This is a genomic window from Enterovibrio nigricans DSM 22720 (assembly GCF_900167155.1).
In the GTDB taxonomy this organism is placed as follows: domain Bacteria; phylum Pseudomonadota; class Gammaproteobacteria; order Enterobacterales; family Vibrionaceae; genus Enterovibrio; species Enterovibrio nigricans.
Genome location: NZ_FUXU01000023.1, coordinates 1 through 16,775, shown reverse-complemented (window position 1 = coordinate 16,775; position 16,775 = coordinate 1). Strand labels below are relative to the sequence as shown.

Here is a 16,775-nt window from a genome sequence, read left to right as displayed (position 1 = left end):
CTTTCATTGATCTGAAACGGTATCATTGCAAATGTGATTGCGTTAACATTCGCCGCTTGTACACCATCGTGTGAATTTTAGCCTATTCTTCGGAGACGGCTTTTCAGGTAGATACGGCTATGCCAGTAAATACAATTATTGGGCTATTTGCAAAGAGCCCTTTAAAACCTTTGCAAAGACATGTGAGTCGCGTTAACGACTGCTGCGCACTGTTAATCCCCTTCTTCGAAGCATGCGAAAAAGGCGATTGGGAGCGTGCGGAGGAACTGCGCCACGAGATATCGACTATAGAGAAAGAGGCCGATACGCTAAAACGCGAAATTCGTCTCCGACTCCCCCGCGGTCTCTTCCTCCCTGTCGACCGCACCGATATGCTCGACCTTCTCACACAACAAGACAAACTTGCCAACCTGGCAAAAGATATCGCTGGCCGCGTCATCGGCCGCAAACTCCAAGTCCCCGCCCTCCTGTACGTCGATTTCGTGGCCTATGTGCTGCGTTGCCTTGATGCAGCAGATCAAGCACGACGTGTCATCAGTGAATTGGATGAACTGTTAGAAACTGGCTTTAAAGGACGCGAAGTCACACTCGTTGAAGAAATGATCCACCAGCTGGATACCATCGAAGACGATACTGATTCAATGCAAATTCAATTGCGTCAGCAACTCATGTCAATCGAAGATCAATACAGCCCGGTTGATGTGATGTTCCTGTACAAAATTTTGGAATGGGTCGGCGCAATCGCTGATCAGGCACAACGTGTTGGTTCTCGATTAGAACTGATGCTGTCTCGTTCTTAGTGTTTAGGCGCTAGCAAACTTAGTGTTTAGGTACTTGCAAACAACTCGTGCTACGGCTCTAACAATTTAAACAAGGTAACACAATGGAAATCCTAGCGAATTACGGCACCATTATTATCCTGGTGGCGGCTGCTTTTGGTTTCATGATGGCGATTGGTATTGGTGCAAATGACGTTGCCAATGCGATGGGCACGTCCGTAGGGTCTAAAGCCCTGACCGTTAAACAAGCAATCATCATCGCGATGATTTTTGAATTTGCCGGTGCCTATTTGGCAGGTGGTGAAGTAACCGATACCATTCGAAAAGGTGTCATCGAAACCTCACTGTACGCTCATCAGCCAGAGATTCTCGTCTATGGCATGATGTCAGCCCTGTTAGCGGCTGGCTCTTGGCTATTGCTTGCCTCTTTTATGGGCTGGCCTGTCTCAACCACGCACTCCATTATTGGTGCGATCATCGGTTTTGCCTGCGTGTCTGTGGGTACTGAAGCCGTTGACTGGAGCTCGGTTCAAGGCATCGTAGGCAGCTGGCTTGTCACGCCGCTGATCTCAGGTATTTTCGCCTACATTATCTTCGTAAGCGCCCAGCGACTCATCTTTGATACCGACAAACCGTTGGTCAATGCTAAGCGCTTCGTCCCTGTTTACATGTTCCTTACCGCAATGATTATTGCGATGGTAACGATTAAAAAGGGCTTGAAACACGTCGGTCTACACCTGACAACGGGTGAAGCCTTCATGGTCTCTGTCGTGATTTCTGCACTGGTGATGGCATTCGGTTATGTCTACATCAGCCGCAAATACAAAGACGATACCGCCGGTGAAAATGGCTACCAAGGCGTTGAGCGCGTGTTCAGCTTGCTGATGGTTGTTACTGCATGTGCGATGGCCTTTGCACACGGCTCAAACGATGTTGCGAATGCGATTGGTCCACTATCAGCGATTGTTTCGACCGTTGAACACATGGGTGCCGTTGCAGAGAAAAGCCAGATTGCTTGGTGGATCTTGCCACTGGGTGGTATTGGTATCGTTGTCGGTCTTGCGACCTTGGGTCATAAAGTCATGGCAACCGTGGGCACAGGTATCACTGAACTCACACCTAGCCGCGGCTTTGCAGCACAGTTGGCGACAGCCTCTACCGTTGTTTTGGCGTCAGGTACTGGCCTGCCAATTTCTACCACACAAACACTGGTAGGTGCGGTTCTGGGTGTTGGCTTTGCACGCGGTATCGGTGCGCTGAATCTCGGCGTTGTGCGTAATATCGTGGCATCTTGGGTGGTCACACTACCTGCAGGTGCACTACTTGCTGTCATCTTCTTCTACGTGATGAAAGCGGTATTCGGGGCGTAACAGACGCATTTCCGTCACGTTTTCGTGCAGTGATGTCAGCCTTTGGTCAAAAAAGGGAGGTTTTACCTCCCTTTTGTTGTACCTGAACCCCAAAATTTTTTAGTATTTGTTACTTAGAAAATATTCTCACGACCAACCAAAGGAATAATCCGTGAAGCGACTTTTTTCTGCCCTAGCTGTTTTGATGGTGCTTGCTGCACCTGCTGCAAATGCGCAGGACAATTACATCTCTGATGAGCTTTTCACTTACATGCATTCAGGCCCAGGCACTCAATTCCGCATTCTTGGTAGTATTGATGCGGGCGAAAAAGTGACAGTGGTAGATAGCAATAAGAATGCCGGATATACCCAAGTCTTAGACGAGCGCGGCCGCAAAGGTTGGGTTGAAACTAAATTCGTCACAAACCAGCCAGGTCTGAAAACACGTGTACCGGCACTGGAAGAAGAGCTAAAGCAAGTGAAGACGGCACTGTCTAGTGCACAAGGCGATGCTGAAGCGCAAACCAAAGGTTTGATTGAATCTCTAGACCAGCGTAATGCGCAGGTGAAGGAGCTGGAATCGCACACCAGCGAATTGAACCAGAAGCTGATTGACGCACAAGCGGAGATCCGTGAGCTACGCGCACGTATCGACACCCAAAAAGATGACCTGCTGATGCGTTACTTCATGTACGGCGGCATGGTGGCGGGTGGCGGTCTGCTGTTTGGCTTGGTCCTGCCGCACGTTATCCCACGCCGTAAAAAGCGTAATAATGGTTGGGCGTAAGCGTTAAGCTTCAAAAATAAAGCCGCGAATGCGGCTTTATTTTTGTCTGTGATTTATCCGCGATTTGTCCGAAAAACTACCAGGTTGTCAGCGCAGGAATCGCAATTAGCGCATTTTCAAACTGCACCACCACTTGCTGCGGCTCTATGCCACGAAGCAGCACCCCGTCAGCGACAAACTCACCTTCACGTGTATCCACACCATTCACCTTCACCCAACGCGACTTTTCATTCGACGCATAGATATGGGTTTGGAAATCCAATTTAGGTAAACGGTTCAGCATGTCTGACGGAATATCCGAGATTGCTACCACGTTTGATGGCGACTTGGCGCGTTCCAGTTTTGCGTCTAAAGCGCGAGATTTGTCCGCGTTCATTGCAGATTCCACTTTCATCGCCAACTCGGGCGACAACACAGAGAGATCTAAATTCTCAAGGGTCAATTCACTGGTATCCACTGGACGAGCTTGTGCTTGTTCTGTCCCCTCGATGTCGCCGGATGAAATCGTCACAACCTCTGGCTCTGAAGGCGCTGGCGGCACTTCAGCGATCACGTCTTTAAGCGCGATCGGTGGCAACGGTTTTAGCGCCAAGGTAAACAAGTCCCTTTTTGGCAACGCGACAATGTTGTCTTCTCGAATAAGCGCGGTCTCAGCAAGCGTTGCATCTATACTGGCACTCAGAGAAGGCCCCGGCATTTCCAGCACCGTATCAAGCACCATAAATGTGAGTGGCCCGGGAATACCATCGGCATCCAAGCCATTAGCGCGTTGAAATTCGCGCACCTTCGAACGCTGTGAAGATCCAAAACGATTCGACACAGGATCGGTGCTGCCTAACACCAAGTTCAAACGCTGATCCAACCAACGTACACGTTCACCTCGCTGGCCGGATTTAATTGCCCCACTGTTGCCCAAAGGCGGACGCCAAAGGATCAAGGCTTCACCACTCCAGTGCTGCTTTAAGAATGCGTCACTGACCAAGACGCGCTGATCGCCAGACAGCAATTCAACTTGTCCATTACCTTTCCCTGTCATCAAGGTAAACCAGTTCTTCCCTTCTGGGCCATTCATGGCCAATACCGCAGGACGGTTAATGGTAACCAACTGATCGTAAGGCAGCTTGCTTTTGTAACAGGCTAAATCTCCACGCACCTCGGTTGAGCAACTTGCCGCCAGGACATCCGCATCAAAGCCCCAAAGCTTATACAGCGATTGCATTGCCGTGCCTGCACTAAGGCTTTGATTGACCAGTGACGCGAACGACAACGTTTCAGGGGCTTGAGGGGTAACCACATTGATGGCCGAAGGTTGAACCGCTGCGGCTTCAGCGACAACCGCAGTCTGCGGTGGCTGAGCGACCACCTCCACCACAGTCTGTGGCTGAGAAGTCGGTACCGGAGCGATAAGCTCGGGCTCTTTGTCATTCAATCCAACGCGAATGGCGACAGCAAGCAAAGCGGCACCGCCAATTGCGCCGACATAATAGGGCCAATAACGGCCCCCGCTGGCTTGGGGTTTCGCCATGTCTTGCCACTCAAGTGCCTCTTTACACGCCTGTGTGGCAATCTTTGACGACACGGTTTGCTTAGAGGCGCGATAGGCAAGCTTCAATGACTGATCGCAAACAAGGTTGATCAAACGGGGAACGCCGCCCGTTTCACGTGCAATCACTTTGATTGCACCATCGTCAAACAATTTGTCTAATCGCCCCGCACAACTAAGTCGGTGCAGAATGTATTGGCGCACTTCTTCGGTGACCAAAGGCATCAAGTGGTAACGGCCTGTTATACGCTGGGCTAACTGACGTAGTTGGGGCTGACGCAGCAATTGTTGCAGCTCAGGCTGACCAATCAGGATAACTTTGAGTAGCTTTCGATTAGCGGTTTCGATATTCGTAAGCAGACGCAACTGCTCCAGCACATCGGGCATGAGGTGCTGCGCTTCGTCCACGAGCAATACCGTCTGAATACCGCCGACATCATTGAAGTAGAGCCGCTCAGAGATCGCATCATTCAGCACTTTAAAACCATCTTCTGGCTGGTACGAGATGCACAACTCATCACACAGTGTTTGCATTAACTCAAGCACGGAAAGGCTCGGGTTTAAAATCGTTGCGACCTGACTGCGTGTTGGGAGCCTCTCCCGCAATGCTTTCATGGTCGTGGTTTTGCCAGTCCCGACTTCTCCGGTCAGAAGCGCCAGACCACCGCCATCTTCAATGCCTGATAATACGTGGCTCAATGCTTCTTTGTGCCGCTCACTCAAAAAGTAGAACTTAGGATTTGGCACAATCGCAAACGGTGATTCTGTTAGCCTGAAGAAGTCTTGATACATGGGGAGTTCTCTAAGTCCTTAATCCCTGATCGCCGATCCGTCACCGTATCTTGGCGATAATTGCTTGTAAAGCTGTGACACCCTATTCGAGTACAGGTTCGCACCAATGGGGCAGATGGGTATATCATACTTCCATTATCGATCATCTATTGGATTGAATTGTGAATACTTATCTTGTTGGCGGTGCAGTCAGAGACAAACTGCTCGGGCTGGACGTAAAAGACAGAGACTGGGTCGTGGTCGGCGCGGATATCGATGGCATGTTGGCGGCAGGTTATCAACAAGTGGGTTCTGATTTTCCCGTGTTCTTGCACCCCAAAACCCACGAGGAATATGCCCTCGCCCGCACCGAGCGTAAGTCAGGTAAAGGCTACACAGGGTTTGTGTGTGATTTCACCCCTGACGTCACACTGGAAGAAGACCTGCAGAGACGGGATCTGACCGTCAATGCGATTGCAGAAGCCAAAGACGGCACCCTGATTGACCCTTATCACGGCCAGTCGGATCTGCAAAACCGTCTGCTTCGCCACGTGTCCCCTGCGTTTATTGAAGACCCATTGCGTGTGTTGCGTGTTGCCCGTTTCGCTGCGCGTTTTGCCCATTTAGGGTTCACAGTAGCACCTGAAACCCTGTCGTTGATGCGAGAAATTGCCGAAAGTAGCGAACTGGCTTCGCTCACCGCTGAACGTGTCTGGAAGGAGTGGGAAAAATCACTCACCTATCAACATCCCGAGGTATTCCTTCAGGTGTTGAGAGACTGTGGTGCACTGGCGGTTGTATTGCCTGAGATTGATTGTCTGTTTGGTGTTCCCCAGCCCGAGCAATGGCACCCAGAAATTGATACCGGCATTCACACCTTGATGGTCGCCAAGCAAGCGACAGCACTGACTGATGACCCGGTTATCCGCTTCGCCGCGCAGGTGCACGATTTGGGCAAAGGGCTTACGCCTGAATCCGAGTGGCCGAGCCACAAGCTGCACACCAAGCTAGGGTTAAAGCCCATCAAAGCCCTGTGCGAGCGCATTCGTGTGCCAAATGCGTACCGAGATGCCGCACTGCTGGTTTGCGCGGAGCACACCAACGTGCACAACGCAGGCGAGCTAAAAGCCGCGACTTTTGTGAAGATATTTGACCGCAATGATTGCTGGCGCAAGCCAGAGAAAGTGCCGCAACTCGCCATCGCCAGTCAGGCCGATCACCAAGGGCGTACGGGGTTTGAAGCGCGTGAGTACCCACAAGCACAATGGCTGTTAAGCGCGTTTGATGCGGCAAACCGCGTCGATGTGAAGCCTATTGTCGCAGAAGGCTTCAAAGGCCCCGCAATTCGTGACGAGTTAACCAACCGACGCATTGCCGCGGTCAAAGACTTCCTCGCCATCGAAAGGCCGCACAAGCCTGAGTAAACAGGCATTAGACGCAAAAAAAACGCTGCCCATTGGGCAGCGTTTTTTGTCTGAGCGAATCACCGCTTAGCGCGTAGCGAGGAACGCCGCCAAACCGACACCAAGCAAGATACGGTAAATAACAAACGGCTTCATGCCCATGGTCGTGACTAGCTTCAGGAACCAATGAATACAGATATAGGCACTGATGAAAGAAACCACCACCCCCGTCAAGATAGGCGCCCACATCACTGGTGCATCACTTTGTACCAAACCGAGGCCAAGGTAAGAGCCTGCCAGCACGATGATTGGAATCGACATCAGGAAAGAGAAACGTGCCGCCGCTTCACGGGTATACCCCAAGTAAAGCGCCATGGTCATGGTCGCACCGGAGCGAGACGTTCCCGGGATCATCGCTGCCGCTTGAGCAAGACCTATCAGAATCGCAGACTTGGGTGTTGTCTTGTACTCATCAATCTCGCACTTGGCTTTCACATCGACCCACCAAAGCAGCAGACCGAAGATGATACAGGTCGCCGCAATCACCCACGCCGAACGCAGATAGATTTCGATGATGTCTTTCATAAAAAGGCCGAAGATACACGCAGGAATGGTCGCCAATGCAATCATCCACGCTAAGGTAGCATCTGCAGAGCGCTCACCTTTGAAAATCGAGCGGAAGAACGCACCGAGCAATTGAACCACTTCCTTACGGAAATAGAGTACAACCGCTAACAAGGTGCCCACATGCACCGCCACATCAAACGCGAGTCCCTGATCTTGCCAACCGAGAATTTCAGACGGGAGAATAAGGTGTGCAGAGCTGGAAACAGGCAAAAATTCCGTTAATCCCTGAATCAAAGCCAGCGCAAAGGCTTCAAACATACTCATTATTGTTATTCACTTATAAAGGTTAAAAAGAGAAGTCTGTTACGGGCCATAGAGGTTGTTCTTCACTGAACGCCTCCCAGGCCTGTTTGTAGGTTTGGGTATCACCCGGAATGCATTGCTCGGGACAAAGCTCCGCCAACGGCCACAGAGTAAACGCAAATTTATACACGTCTTTACGTGGTAACGTTGGCCCTTCCGGCTGACTTAATTCACCGTAGGTCAATAAATCGATATCCAAGGTACGGTCGCGAAACTTTATCGCATTGCGCTCACGTCCCCAGCGAGATTCAATCTCACGTAGCGCATCCATGATGCCTTTCAAGCTGAGATCGGTATGAAGCTCGACCACCAAATTGTAGAAGTTTGGCCCTTCAAACCCAACGGGTACCGCTTCAAAAATGCGTGAGATACGACAATTTGGATCAAGCTCTTTTAACGCCGCAATCCCTTCACGGATATGGTGTTCGCGTTCGACATTCGACCCTACACTCACCAGAACTTGTGTCACCGTGTACCTCGTTCAATCACAACACCCACGGTGCGAGCATGTGGCACGGCGCCAGGTTTGCTGACTTTCACACGTACCCATGGCACAGAAAACTGCTTTTGGATCAACGCCGCAATATCTTCTGCAACACGCTCAACCAATAAGAATCGTCCATTTTCGACCAAATCAATGATGGCACCACTGACCGCGGAATAATCCAACGCGAACGCGACATCATCACTTGCGGCTGCAGGCTTGTTGTCATGCGCCATTTCGATATCAAACACTAGCTTTTGTTTGATCTGCTGCTCCCAGTCATACACACCAATGGTCGTGATCACTTCGAGCTGTTCAATAAATACTAAATCCATGTTCACTCAAAAAATTCAGAGGTCGGATACCCATTAAGCGCAAAAGCACGTAACATCGCTGAACCAACGCATTAATTTTTGCGTTAAAGAAACAAAGTATCCTTATAAATTGAATACTTTGTGTCTGGTGCGCGAACTATAGCAAGTTCTCGTCGCCCTAGCGAATGTTCACATTGGATGACTAAATGACTGCACTCGGCATGCTGATGATTGTAATCGCCTACCTTCTGGGCTCGATCTCCAGTGCTGTCCTTATTTGTCGAATTTACGGTCTGCCCGACCCGCGAGAGCAAGGTTCTGGCAACCCCGGTGCCACCAATGTCTTTCGGCTCGGCGGGCGACTGGCCGCAGCGTTAGTATTGCTCTGTGACATACTCAAAGGCACTATCCCCGTATGGATCAGTTACCTGCTTGGCATTAACCCCTTCCTGCTTGGGCTGATTGGTATCGCCGCCTGTTTAGGCCACATATACCCTATTTTCTTTCATTTTCGTGGTGGCAAAGGTGTCGCAACTGCACTCGGTGCCATTGCGCCTATCGGTTTAGACTTGATGGGTATGATGCTAGGCACATGGCTTACCGCCCTTTTGGTCACGGGTTACTCCTCCGTTGGCGCGATTCTCGCCTCACTGTTCGCCCCCTTTATCACTTGGCTGGTGAAACCACAGTTCACTATGCCTGTGGCCATGCTGTCGTGTCTTATCATTTTCCGACATCAAGAAAACATAAAGAGACTGTTTAACGGTGCTGAGCAGAAGATTTGGAATAAAAAGAAGAAACAAACAGAAAGGGAAAAAACGGGAAGCTAACGCAATAACAGGCAACCGTTGACAGTGAAAAGCAGAGACAAAAAAAGAGGCGAATTCGCCTCTTTTTACATTTCACAAGAGATGAACTTAGTTAGCCCTTTCTCGCTTCCGATGTATCACTCGGTATCAATTGGCTTCAAAGTATCAATCGGCCAACGAGGAAATGCTTTTACACCTAAGTCATGGTGTTCGCCGTTTTTCAGGCGCTGCAAACCAGCATAAGCAATCATCGCACCGTTATCAGTACAGAACTCAGTGCGAGGGTAATACACATCGCCGCCCATTGATTTGGCCAGCTCTTCCAACTTGGCACGCAAATGACGGTTTGCACTCACACCACCTGCGATCACAATGCGTTTCATACCACTTTGCTTTAACGCGCGTTTGCATTTGATCACCAGCGTATCCACGACCGCATCTTCAAATGCACGGGCAATGTCAGCACGAGTCTGCTCATCATTGTCGTTTGCTGCAATGGTGTTTGCCGTGAAGGTTTTCAGGCCAGAAAAGCTCATATCCAGCCCCGGCACGTTCGTCATTGGGCGCGGGAAAGTAAAGCGGCTGCTGTCACCTTTCTCCGCCAACTTAGACAACAGAGGACCACCAGGGTAATCCAGCCCCATCAGCTTTGCCGTTTTATCAAACGCTTCGCCGGCCGCATCATCAATCGACTCACCGAGAATTTTGTATTCACCAATGCCTTTCACTTCCACCAACACGGTGTGACCGCCCGACACCAGCACCGCGATAAACGGAAACGGCGGAGGGTTATCTTCCAACATCGGTGCCAGTAAGTGACCTTCCATATGGTGAACCGCCACCGCTGGTATGTTCCACGCATAGGCCAGACTGCGACCAATGGTTGCACCCACCAATAATGCGCCGACCAGACCGGGACCTGCCGTGTATGCCACGCCGTCCAAATCTGCGGAAGTCAGGTTCGCTTCTGCCAGTGTCGCTTTGATCAGCGGGATGGTCTTTTTCACGTGATCGCGAGATGCCAGCTCTGGAACCACGCCACCGTAGTCAGCATGCAGCTTTACCTGGCTATACAGCTGATGAGCCAGTAGCCCTTTTTCATCATCATAAATCGCAACGCCGGTCTCGTCGCACGATGTTTCGATGCCCAGAATTCGCATAACACCTCAGCTCATTTCGTTACTATTCGTACTGTCTTTTCAAAAACAGGCGGCAATCTTACATGGGCACGATCAAATTCACCAGTTATGCTTTACAAGCACCCATGTATCGGATTAAAATTCCGCACCATTTTTAATCAAAGCTGGTCATTTTGTCACCAGCGTTAACTAGATAACCCCTGAGGTGAAAGGCACATGCCAGTAGTTAAAGTACGTGAAAACGAACCATTCGACGTAGCACTGCGTCGCTTCAAGCGCTCTTGTGAAAAAGCAGGTATCCTTTCTGAAGTTCGCCGTCGTGAGCACTTCGAAAAGCCGACTACCGTTCGCAAACGCGCTAAAGCAGCTGCAGTTAAACGCCACCTGAAAAAGCTGGCTCGCGAAAACGCACGTCGCGTTCGCCTGTACTAATTACGATTAATACAGGATTGTGATATGGAATTAATTGCTCGCATCAAGAGTGAACAAATTATAGCGATGAAAGCCAAAGACAAACCTCGTCTTGGCACCATTCGTTTGATCATGGCTGCAGTTAAACAGCAAGAAGTTGACGGTCAGAAAACTCTGAACGATGACGAGGTGCTGGCAGTCATGGTGAAGATGGTAAAACAGCGTCGTGACTCTGTATCACAATATCAGTCAGCAGGCCGTGATGATCTGGCTGACGTGGAATTGGCTGAAATTTCCGTTTTGGAAGAATTCATGCCACAGCCACTCAGCGATGAAGAAGTTGATGCTCTGGTTAAAGCAGCCATCGCAACTTCAGGCGCAAGCTCCATGCAAGACATGGGGAAAATCATGGCCGTCCTGAAACCACAGGTTCAGGGTCGCGCTGACATGGGTAAAATTAGCCAACTCGTTAAAGCGAATCTGGCATAACTTTTATCCAACCTGCAAACAAGCCGTGCTATCCATTTTTGGAGTGCGCGGCTTGTTCGTATTCGCTCAGTAGCAAATACTGAGTCACATCTCACGCAACAATCACCGAAATTTTAAAGGTTTATGGCAGGAAAAATCCCACGCACTTTTATTGACGATCTTCTGGCACGACTAGACATAGTCGAGTTGATCGATGCGAGGGTGAAACTGAAAAAGCAAGGCAAGAACTATGGTGCTTGCTGTCCTTTCCATAACGAAAAGACTCCCTCTTTCTCCGTCAGTCCCGACAAACAGTTCTATCACTGTTTCGGTTGTGGTGTTCACGGCAACGCTATCGACTTCGTCATGGAGTTTGACCGTCTGGAGTTTGTTGAAGCCATTGAAGAACTTGCATCCCAACTGGGGTTAGATGTACCGCGTGAAAACGACGGCGGTGGCCCAAAAGGTCCTTACGCACGTAGTGACCAAAAACGCGACCTCTACCAGATGATGGGACAAATTGCCAAGTTCTACCAAAGTGGCCTTCGTAACACCGGCGGGCAGCACGCCATTGACTACCTCAAAGGGCGCGGACTTTCAGGTGAGATCGTACAAAAATTCGGAATAGGTTACGTCGCAGACGAATGGGACCAAGTGCGCACGCGTTTCGGTCAAGACAATGCCAGCCAGCAAGCGTTAGTTTCTGCCGGCATGTTGATTGAAAACGACAATGGACGCCGCTACGACCGCTTCCGTGGTCGTGTTATGTTCCCCATTCGTGATCGTCGTGGTCGTGTGATTGGTTTTGGTGGCCGCGTCATAGGCGAAGGCACACCGAAATATCTCAACTCGCCAGAAACGCCCATCTTCCATAAAGGACGAGAGCTCTATGGCTTGTTTGAAGTGCTTCAAGCGCACCGCGAACCTCTACAACTTCTGGTTGTCGAAGGGTATATGGACGTGGTTGCCCTGGCACAGTTCGATGTCGATTACGCCGTCGCCTCGCTGGGTACCTCAACCACTGCTGAGCACATTCAAACCTTGTTCCGTCAAACGTCAAATGTCGTGTGTTGCTACGACGGTGACCGGGCAGGCCGCGAGGCTGCATGGCGTGCCATGGAACAAGCCCTGCCCCACCTGATTGACGGCAGACAACTAAAATTCATGTTCCTGCCTGATGGTGAAGACCCGGATTCCATCGTACGACAGGAAGGGAAAGAAGGCTTCGAGCAGCGTATGGCTAAAGCCATGCCACTGTCAGAGTTTCTTTTCTCTAACTTAATGGAACAAGTCGACACCAGCAGTCGAGAAGGCAAAGCCAAGCTCACTACGCTAGCGGTTCCGCTTATCGACAAAGTGCCGGGCGGCACCTTGCGCCAATACTTGCGCAACATGCTCGGTCAGAAACTCGGTTTGCCGGATGAAGCTCAGCTCTCAAAGCTCATCAGTGAGCATGGTAAGGCGCAAACGCGTAAGCCATTGCCGGAAATGAAACGCACACCGATGCGCGAAGTGATCACCCTGCTATTGCAGAACCCGAGCTATGTGAATTCCGTTCCACCGCTCGACGGACTGCAAGAAGTTGCAATGCCAGGGTTAAATTTGTTCACCACCATGCTTGAACTTTGTCGACATCGTCCCAATATTACGACAGGACAGCTGCTCGAACATTGGCGCGGCACAGAACAAGAGGCATTGTTAGCAAAGCTCGCTAGCTGGGAACTTCCCATTACAGAAGACAATGCACTAGATGTATTTTTAGACTCACTGGACAAAATACTGGCTCAGTGTGTCCAACAACAAATAGCCAAGTTGCAAGCTAAATCAAATACCGTCGGCTTATCAGTCGAAGAGAAGCGGGAGTTGCAGTTGTTAATCCTCAACAGACCCGAATAGAAACTAGCCAGCACACTTGTGATTTGCTAAAATTGGCAGTTTGCGTTTCCGCATACTAAATTCTTCACTCAGACCCGAAGTTGGATATCGTCTATGGATCAAAATCCGCAGTCACAGCTAAAGTTGCTTGTCGCAAAAGGTAAGGAACAAGGCTATCTAACCTATGCAGAAGTAAATGACCACCTACCAGAAGACATTGTCGATTCTGATCAGATAGAAGATATTATTCAGATGATCAACGACATGGGTATTCAGGTAGTGGAAACTGCTCCTGATGCCGATGAGCTGATGATGTCTGAAACTGTAGCTGACGAAGATGCCGTCGAAGCTGCAGCGGCAGCACTGTCCAGCGTAGAATCCGAAATAGGTCGCACCACTGACCCAGTCCGCATGTACATGCGTGAAATGGGTACTGTAGAACTGCTAACCCGTGAAGGCGAAATCGACATCGCCAAACGTATCGAAGATGGTATTAACCAAGTACAGATCTCTGTTGCCGAATACCCTGGCTCAATTTCTTACTTGCTAGACCAATTCGATAAAGTTGAAGCCGAAGAGCTTCGTCTTACTGACATCATCTCTGGCTTTGTTGACCCAAGCCAAGACGACATCGCACCAACCGCGACTCACATCGGCTCAGAGCTGACTGAAGAGCAGTTGAAAGATGAAGACAATGACGGCGATGATGACGAAGACGACGACGACTCAGAAGAAGATGTAGGCATCGATCCTGAGTTGGCGCGTGAGAAATTCTCTGAACTTCGTTTGTCATATGAAGGCATGCAAGCCGCTATTAATAAAAATGGCCGCTTCCATGACGACACACACGCTGCAATCGCAGAGCTGTCTGAAGTATTCAAACAGTTCCGACTGGTACCAAAGCAATTTGACCGTCTGGTCAATGAAATGCGTGGCACCATGGACCGCGTTCGTACGCAAGAGCGTATCGTTATGCGCCTGTGTGTTGACCAAGCGAAGATGCCGAAGAAAACCTTCGTTCAACTGTTTGGTGGCAACGAGTCTTCTGACAACTGGCTGGATGCTGCATTGGCAACTGAAAAGCCATTTGTAGACCGTCTGAAACTGTACGAAGAAGATCTCCGTCGTTGTGTTCAGAAGCTGAAAATCATCGAAGATGAAACTGGCCTGAACGTAGAACGTATTAAAGACATCAGCCGTCGCATGTCAATCGGTGAAGCGAAAGCGCGCCGTGCGAAAAAAGAGATGGTTGAAGCGAACTTGCGTCTGGTTATTTCTATCGCGAAGAAATACACCAACCGTGGCCTGCAATTCTTGGATCTGATCCAAGAAGGTAACATCGGCCTAATGAAAGCGGTAGATAAGTTTGAATACCGCCGCGGTTACAAGTTCTCGACTTACGCAACATGGTGGATCCGTCAGGCAATCACCCGTTCAATCGCCGACCAGGCACGTACGATTCGTATCCCTGTTCACATGATTGAAACCATCAACAAACTGAACCGTATCTCTCGTCAGATGCTTCAGGAGATGGGTCGTGAGCCGCTGCCAGAAGAGCTGGCAGAGCGCATGCAAATGCCAGAAGACAAGATCCGCAAAGTGCTGAAGATCGCCAAAGAGCCAATCTCCATGGAAACCCCAATCGGTGACGATGAAGATTCACATCTGGGCGACTTTATCGAGGATACCACCCTCGAACTGCCAATGGATTCCGCAACCATGAACAACCTACGCATGGCAACCAGCGAAGTACTTGCTGGCCTAACGCCACGTGAAGCGAAAGTTCTGCGTATGCGTTTCGGTATCGACATGAATACCGACCACACGCTGGAAGAAGTCGGCAAGCAGTTTGACGTAACGCGTGAGCGTATCCGTCAGATTGAAGCGAAAGCACTGCGTAAACTGCGTCACCCTAGCCGCTCAGAAGTTCTGCGCAGCTTCTTGGACGAATAATCCGGACGCAATTTAAGCGAAAAATGAGAAGGCGAGCACATGCTCGCCTTTTTCTTGTTTAAATGCTTAAAAAGCATACTGAACATAGGCAGGTTGCGGCTAGACACTCCCGCCCCCATCCCCTATAATCATTCGCCTACACGGCCCCTTAGCTCAGTGGTTAGAGCAGTCGACTCATAATCGATTGGTCCCCAGTTCAAGTCTGGGAGGGGCCACCAAATTCTTGATAAGGCGTATGGAGAAATTCATGCGCCTTTATCTTTTCTAGTCCGGTCCATATCCGGTCCGCAATGACTTCCGGTAAGCTCTGGTCCATCTACCTAACCGAACCTCTCCACGTAGTCACCACCGAACCACATTCCCAACTACAGCCCGATATTCGCCAACAGAACCCACATTCGTCTGTCTGAGTGCAATCTGCGCCAATTGATGCCACTTAACACCATTCCCGGTTCACAGAAAAACTCACAGCCTAAACCAACAAAAATATAACCAACATCCGTTCCCTTAGGTTCAAGTTATTAATATATATAATTCAGATACCTAACTGATGCAAATTGACCATAGAGCCATGAGATTCAGCGAGTAACACAGGGACAGAACGGATGCTCAAGGATGATGACCAATTACCATATCAGGGTAATTGGTCTGTTTTATCGTAACGTCATTTAGCTAGAACCACCTCAGGCTCACTCTCAGAACTAGAACCAGCCACTAATCACTAGACTGCTATTCATACTCGAATCATGGATAACGCTGTTCTAGGTGGTTGTAGTGCAAACCTGCTATGTACGTGGGAGCTGAGTCGGCTGGCTGGTATCAGATAAAACCACCCTGACAAATGCAGATAGAGCTGTCGAACTGGAACCGAAATGCCGTCGACGCCGTCGGGAAACTCACTAAAAATTACCTCAAAGACCGGATACGGACCGGACGAGAGAAATTGGTGCTGTAATTCGGGGAAAGCTATGTTGAGGAAGTCAGGTAGAACAAGGCTTGAGGGATGATAGCTAGGCCAGTCTAGTGTGACCGACCCAGCGACTTAGGATTTTAGATTGGGTTGATGTAGCGATTACTTTTTTTCGTACCACATATCAAACTTTTCTAAGATTCGGTTGTGGTAGAACGTTTTACTTAAATTTTTAGGATTTTCAGGGTCTAGGCGGCGTACCTTGCTAAATTTTTCACCCTCTGTTTTGACTTCTTTCATTCGAGCATTGAACTCAGCGTTTTGTTTGAAGTTACTGTACCTTTTTCGAAATAGAGCTAACAGTTCCGCATAATCAAATGGATAACTCTTAAGAGCGTCCTCTTCTGATAGAACAATCTCAGGCGCATCAGGGTCATCAGTCAACCGAACCTGCAAAGCTTCATCACCTGTAGTTTTAACTAGTTTGGTGTGTAATTTAAGCGAAACTGTGGTAAGACCCCAGAACTCTATACACTTTCAAGCTTCTGATAATACTGTCTTTCGTATTCATTCGGTGACAGTCCACCATTAGTACCATGATTCCGTTTTGGATTGTAGAAGTACTCGATATATTCAAATATCTCAGAGCGTGCTTCCTCACGGGTTTTATAGATTCTTCGTTTTACTCTATTTTTCTTGAGCAGCGAGAAAAAACTCTCAGCAACGGCGTTGTCGTGACAGTTTCCCTTTCTACTCATGCTAATTTCCATATTGTGTTCTTTTAGGAAACTGCGCCAGTCGCTCGAGGTATATTGAACGCCTTGATCAGAGTGAACGAGCACCTGTTCAC

At 49.4% G+C, this 16,775-nt stretch carries 15 protein-coding genes, 1 tRNA gene and 1 pseudogene; 10 read left to right on the top strand and 7 right to left on the bottom strand.

Annotation, left to right across the window (positions count from 1 at the left end):
- The first annotated feature begins 119 nt into the window (after window positions 1-119).
- From B5D35_RS10385 to B5D35_RS10375, 3 genes are all read left to right on the top strand, one after another.
- A complete protein-coding gene (locus B5D35_RS10385; RefSeq protein ID WP_078752515.1) occupies window positions 120-800 on the top strand; it encodes a TIGR00153 family protein in 681 nt (226 codons plus the stop codon).
- 83 nt (window positions 801-883) lie between these two features.
- Window positions 884-2,149: an inorganic phosphate transporter gene (locus B5D35_RS10380; RefSeq protein WP_078752514.1), complete on the top strand. Its 1,266-nt coding sequence runs from the start codon at window positions 884-886 to the stop codon at window positions 2,147-2,149.
- A gap of 151 nt (window positions 2,150-2,300) precedes the next feature.
- The gene (locus B5D35_RS10375; protein WP_078752513.1) at window positions 2,301-2,915 is read left to right on the top strand and encodes a TIGR04211 family SH3 domain-containing protein; all 615 of its coding nucleotides are present in this window, start codon (window positions 2,301-2,303) and stop codon (window positions 2,913-2,915) included.
- Between the two features lie 76 nt (window positions 2,916-2,991).
- Here the strand turns inward: B5D35_RS10375 and B5D35_RS10370 are convergent, their stop codons facing one another.
- On the bottom strand, window positions 2,992-5,250 hold the full coding sequence (locus B5D35_RS10370; protein ID WP_078752512.1) for an AAA family ATPase: 2,259 nt from the start codon (window positions 5,248-5,250) through the stop codon (window positions 2,992-2,994).
- A 161-nt stretch (window positions 5,251-5,411) separates the two neighbouring features.
- Between B5D35_RS10370 and B5D35_RS10365 the strand changes: the two genes are divergently transcribed.
- A complete protein-coding gene (locus B5D35_RS10365) occupies window positions 5,412-6,653 on the top strand; it encodes a multifunctional CCA addition/repair protein (protein WP_078752511.1) in 1,242 nt (413 codons plus the stop codon).
- Between the two features lie 66 nt (window positions 6,654-6,719).
- Here B5D35_RS10365 and B5D35_RS10360 read toward each other — a convergent pair whose 3' ends face one another.
- The 3 genes from B5D35_RS10360 to folB are packed head-to-tail and all read right to left on the bottom strand — an operon-like array spanning window position 6,720 to window position 8,387.
- Window positions 6,720-7,523 carry an undecaprenyl-diphosphate phosphatase gene (locus B5D35_RS10360; protein WP_078752510.1) on the bottom strand — a complete coding sequence of 268 codons (804 nt, stop codon included), beginning with the start codon at window positions 7,521-7,523 and terminating at the stop codon, window positions 6,720-6,722.
- 22 nt (window positions 7,524-7,545) lie between these two features.
- Window positions 7,546-8,031: a 2-amino-4-hydroxy-6-hydroxymethyldihydropteridine diphosphokinase gene (gene folK, locus B5D35_RS10355; RefSeq protein ID WP_078752509.1), complete on the bottom strand. Its 486-nt coding sequence runs from the start codon at window positions 8,029-8,031 to the stop codon at window positions 7,546-7,548.
- On the bottom strand, window positions 8,028-8,387 hold the full coding sequence (folB, locus tag B5D35_RS10350; protein WP_101210402.1) for a dihydroneopterin aldolase: 360 nt from the start codon (window positions 8,385-8,387) through the stop codon (window positions 8,028-8,030). The genes folK and folB overlap by 4 nt, the downstream gene beginning before the upstream one ends.
- A gap of 179 nt (window positions 8,388-8,566) precedes the next feature.
- On the opposite strand from folB, the gene plsY reads away from it, so the two are divergent.
- Window positions 8,567-9,190 carry a glycerol-3-phosphate 1-O-acyltransferase PlsY gene (plsY, locus tag B5D35_RS10345; protein ID WP_078752507.1) on the top strand — a complete coding sequence of 208 codons (624 nt, stop codon included), beginning with the start codon at window positions 8,567-8,569 and terminating at the stop codon, window positions 9,188-9,190.
- A gap of 116 nt (window positions 9,191-9,306) precedes the next feature.
- Here the strand turns inward: plsY and tsaD are convergent, their stop codons facing one another.
- The gene (gene tsaD / locus B5D35_RS10340) at window positions 9,307-10,329 is read right to left on the bottom strand and encodes a tRNA (adenosine(37)-N6)-threonylcarbamoyltransferase complex transferase subunit TsaD (RefSeq protein ID WP_078752506.1); all 1,023 of its coding nucleotides are present in this window, start codon (window positions 10,327-10,329) and stop codon (window positions 9,307-9,309) included.
- A 195-nt stretch (window positions 10,330-10,524) separates the two neighbouring features.
- On the opposite strand from tsaD, the gene rpsU reads away from it, so the two are divergent.
- The 5 genes and pseudogenes from rpsU to B5D35_RS10315 all read left to right on the top strand — a co-directional run bounded on the left by rpsU (window position 10,525) and on the right by B5D35_RS10315 (window position 15,233).
- On the top strand, window positions 10,525-10,740 hold the full coding sequence (gene rpsU, locus B5D35_RS10335) for a 30S ribosomal protein S21 (RefSeq protein ID WP_002537656.1): 216 nt from the start codon (window positions 10,525-10,527) through the stop codon (window positions 10,738-10,740).
- 24 nt (window positions 10,741-10,764) lie between these two features.
- Window positions 10,765-11,208, top strand: a complete 444-nt coding sequence (locus B5D35_RS10330) for a GatB/YqeY domain-containing protein (RefSeq protein ID WP_078752505.1) — start codon at window positions 10,765-10,767, stop codon at window positions 11,206-11,208.
- 123 nt (window positions 11,209-11,331) lie between these two features.
- Window positions 11,332-13,083, top strand: a complete 1,752-nt coding sequence (dnaG, locus tag B5D35_RS10325) for a DNA primase (protein WP_078752504.1) — start codon at window positions 11,332-11,334, stop codon at window positions 13,081-13,083.
- Between the two features lie 81 nt (window positions 13,084-13,164).
- A pseudogene (gene rpoD / locus B5D35_RS10320) lies at window positions 13,165-15,015 on the top strand (RNA polymerase sigma factor RpoD); the annotation flags it as partial.
- A gap of 142 nt (window positions 15,016-15,157) precedes the next feature.
- A tRNA-Ile gene (locus B5D35_RS10315) sits at window positions 15,158-15,233 on the top strand.
- Between the two features lie 854 nt (window positions 15,234-16,087).
- Here the strand turns inward: B5D35_RS10315 and B5D35_RS10310 are convergent.
- Together B5D35_RS10310 and B5D35_RS10305 are read right to left on the bottom strand one after the other, a co-directional pair.
- A complete protein-coding gene (locus B5D35_RS10310; protein WP_244556555.1) occupies window positions 16,088-16,369 on the bottom strand; it encodes a hypothetical protein in 282 nt (93 codons plus the stop codon).
- Window positions 16,370-16,452: 83 nt separating this feature from the next.
- The coding region (locus B5D35_RS10305; RefSeq protein WP_139367745.1) for an IS3 family transposase at window positions 16,453-16,775 on the bottom strand (323 nt) is incomplete at its 5' end.

What these genes read in the sequence shown, in the direction of transcription:
- B5D35_RS10385 (WP_078752515.1), top strand. Translation starts at nt 120, where the DNA reads ATGCCAGTAAATACAATTATTGGGCTATTTGCAAAGAGCCCTTTAAAA.
- B5D35_RS10380 (WP_078752514.1), top strand. Translation starts at nt 884, where the DNA reads ATGGAAATCCTAGCGAATTACGGCACCATTATTATCCTGGTGGCGGCT.
- B5D35_RS10370 (WP_078752512.1), bottom strand. Translation starts at nt 5,250, where the DNA reads ATGTATCAAGACTTCTTCAGGCTAACAGAATCACCGTTTGCGATTGTG.
- B5D35_RS10360 (WP_078752510.1), bottom strand. Translation starts at nt 7,523, where the DNA reads ATGAGTATGTTTGAAGCCTTTGCGCTGGCTTTGATTCAGGGATTAACG.
- plsY (WP_078752507.1), top strand. Translation starts at nt 8,567, where the DNA reads ATGACTGCACTCGGCATGCTGATGATTGTAATCGCCTACCTTCTGGGC.
- tsaD (WP_078752506.1), bottom strand. Translation starts at nt 10,329, where the DNA reads ATGCGAATTCTGGGCATCGAAACATCGTGCGACGAGACCGGCGTTGCG.
- rpsU (WP_002537656.1), top strand. Translation starts at nt 10,525, where the DNA reads ATGCCAGTAGTTAAAGTACGTGAAAACGAACCATTCGACGTAGCACTG.
- B5D35_RS10330 (WP_078752505.1), top strand. Translation starts at nt 10,765, where the DNA reads ATGGAATTAATTGCTCGCATCAAGAGTGAACAAATTATAGCGATGAAA.
- dnaG (WP_078752504.1), top strand. Translation starts at nt 11,332, where the DNA reads ATGGCAGGAAAAATCCCACGCACTTTTATTGACGATCTTCTGGCACGA.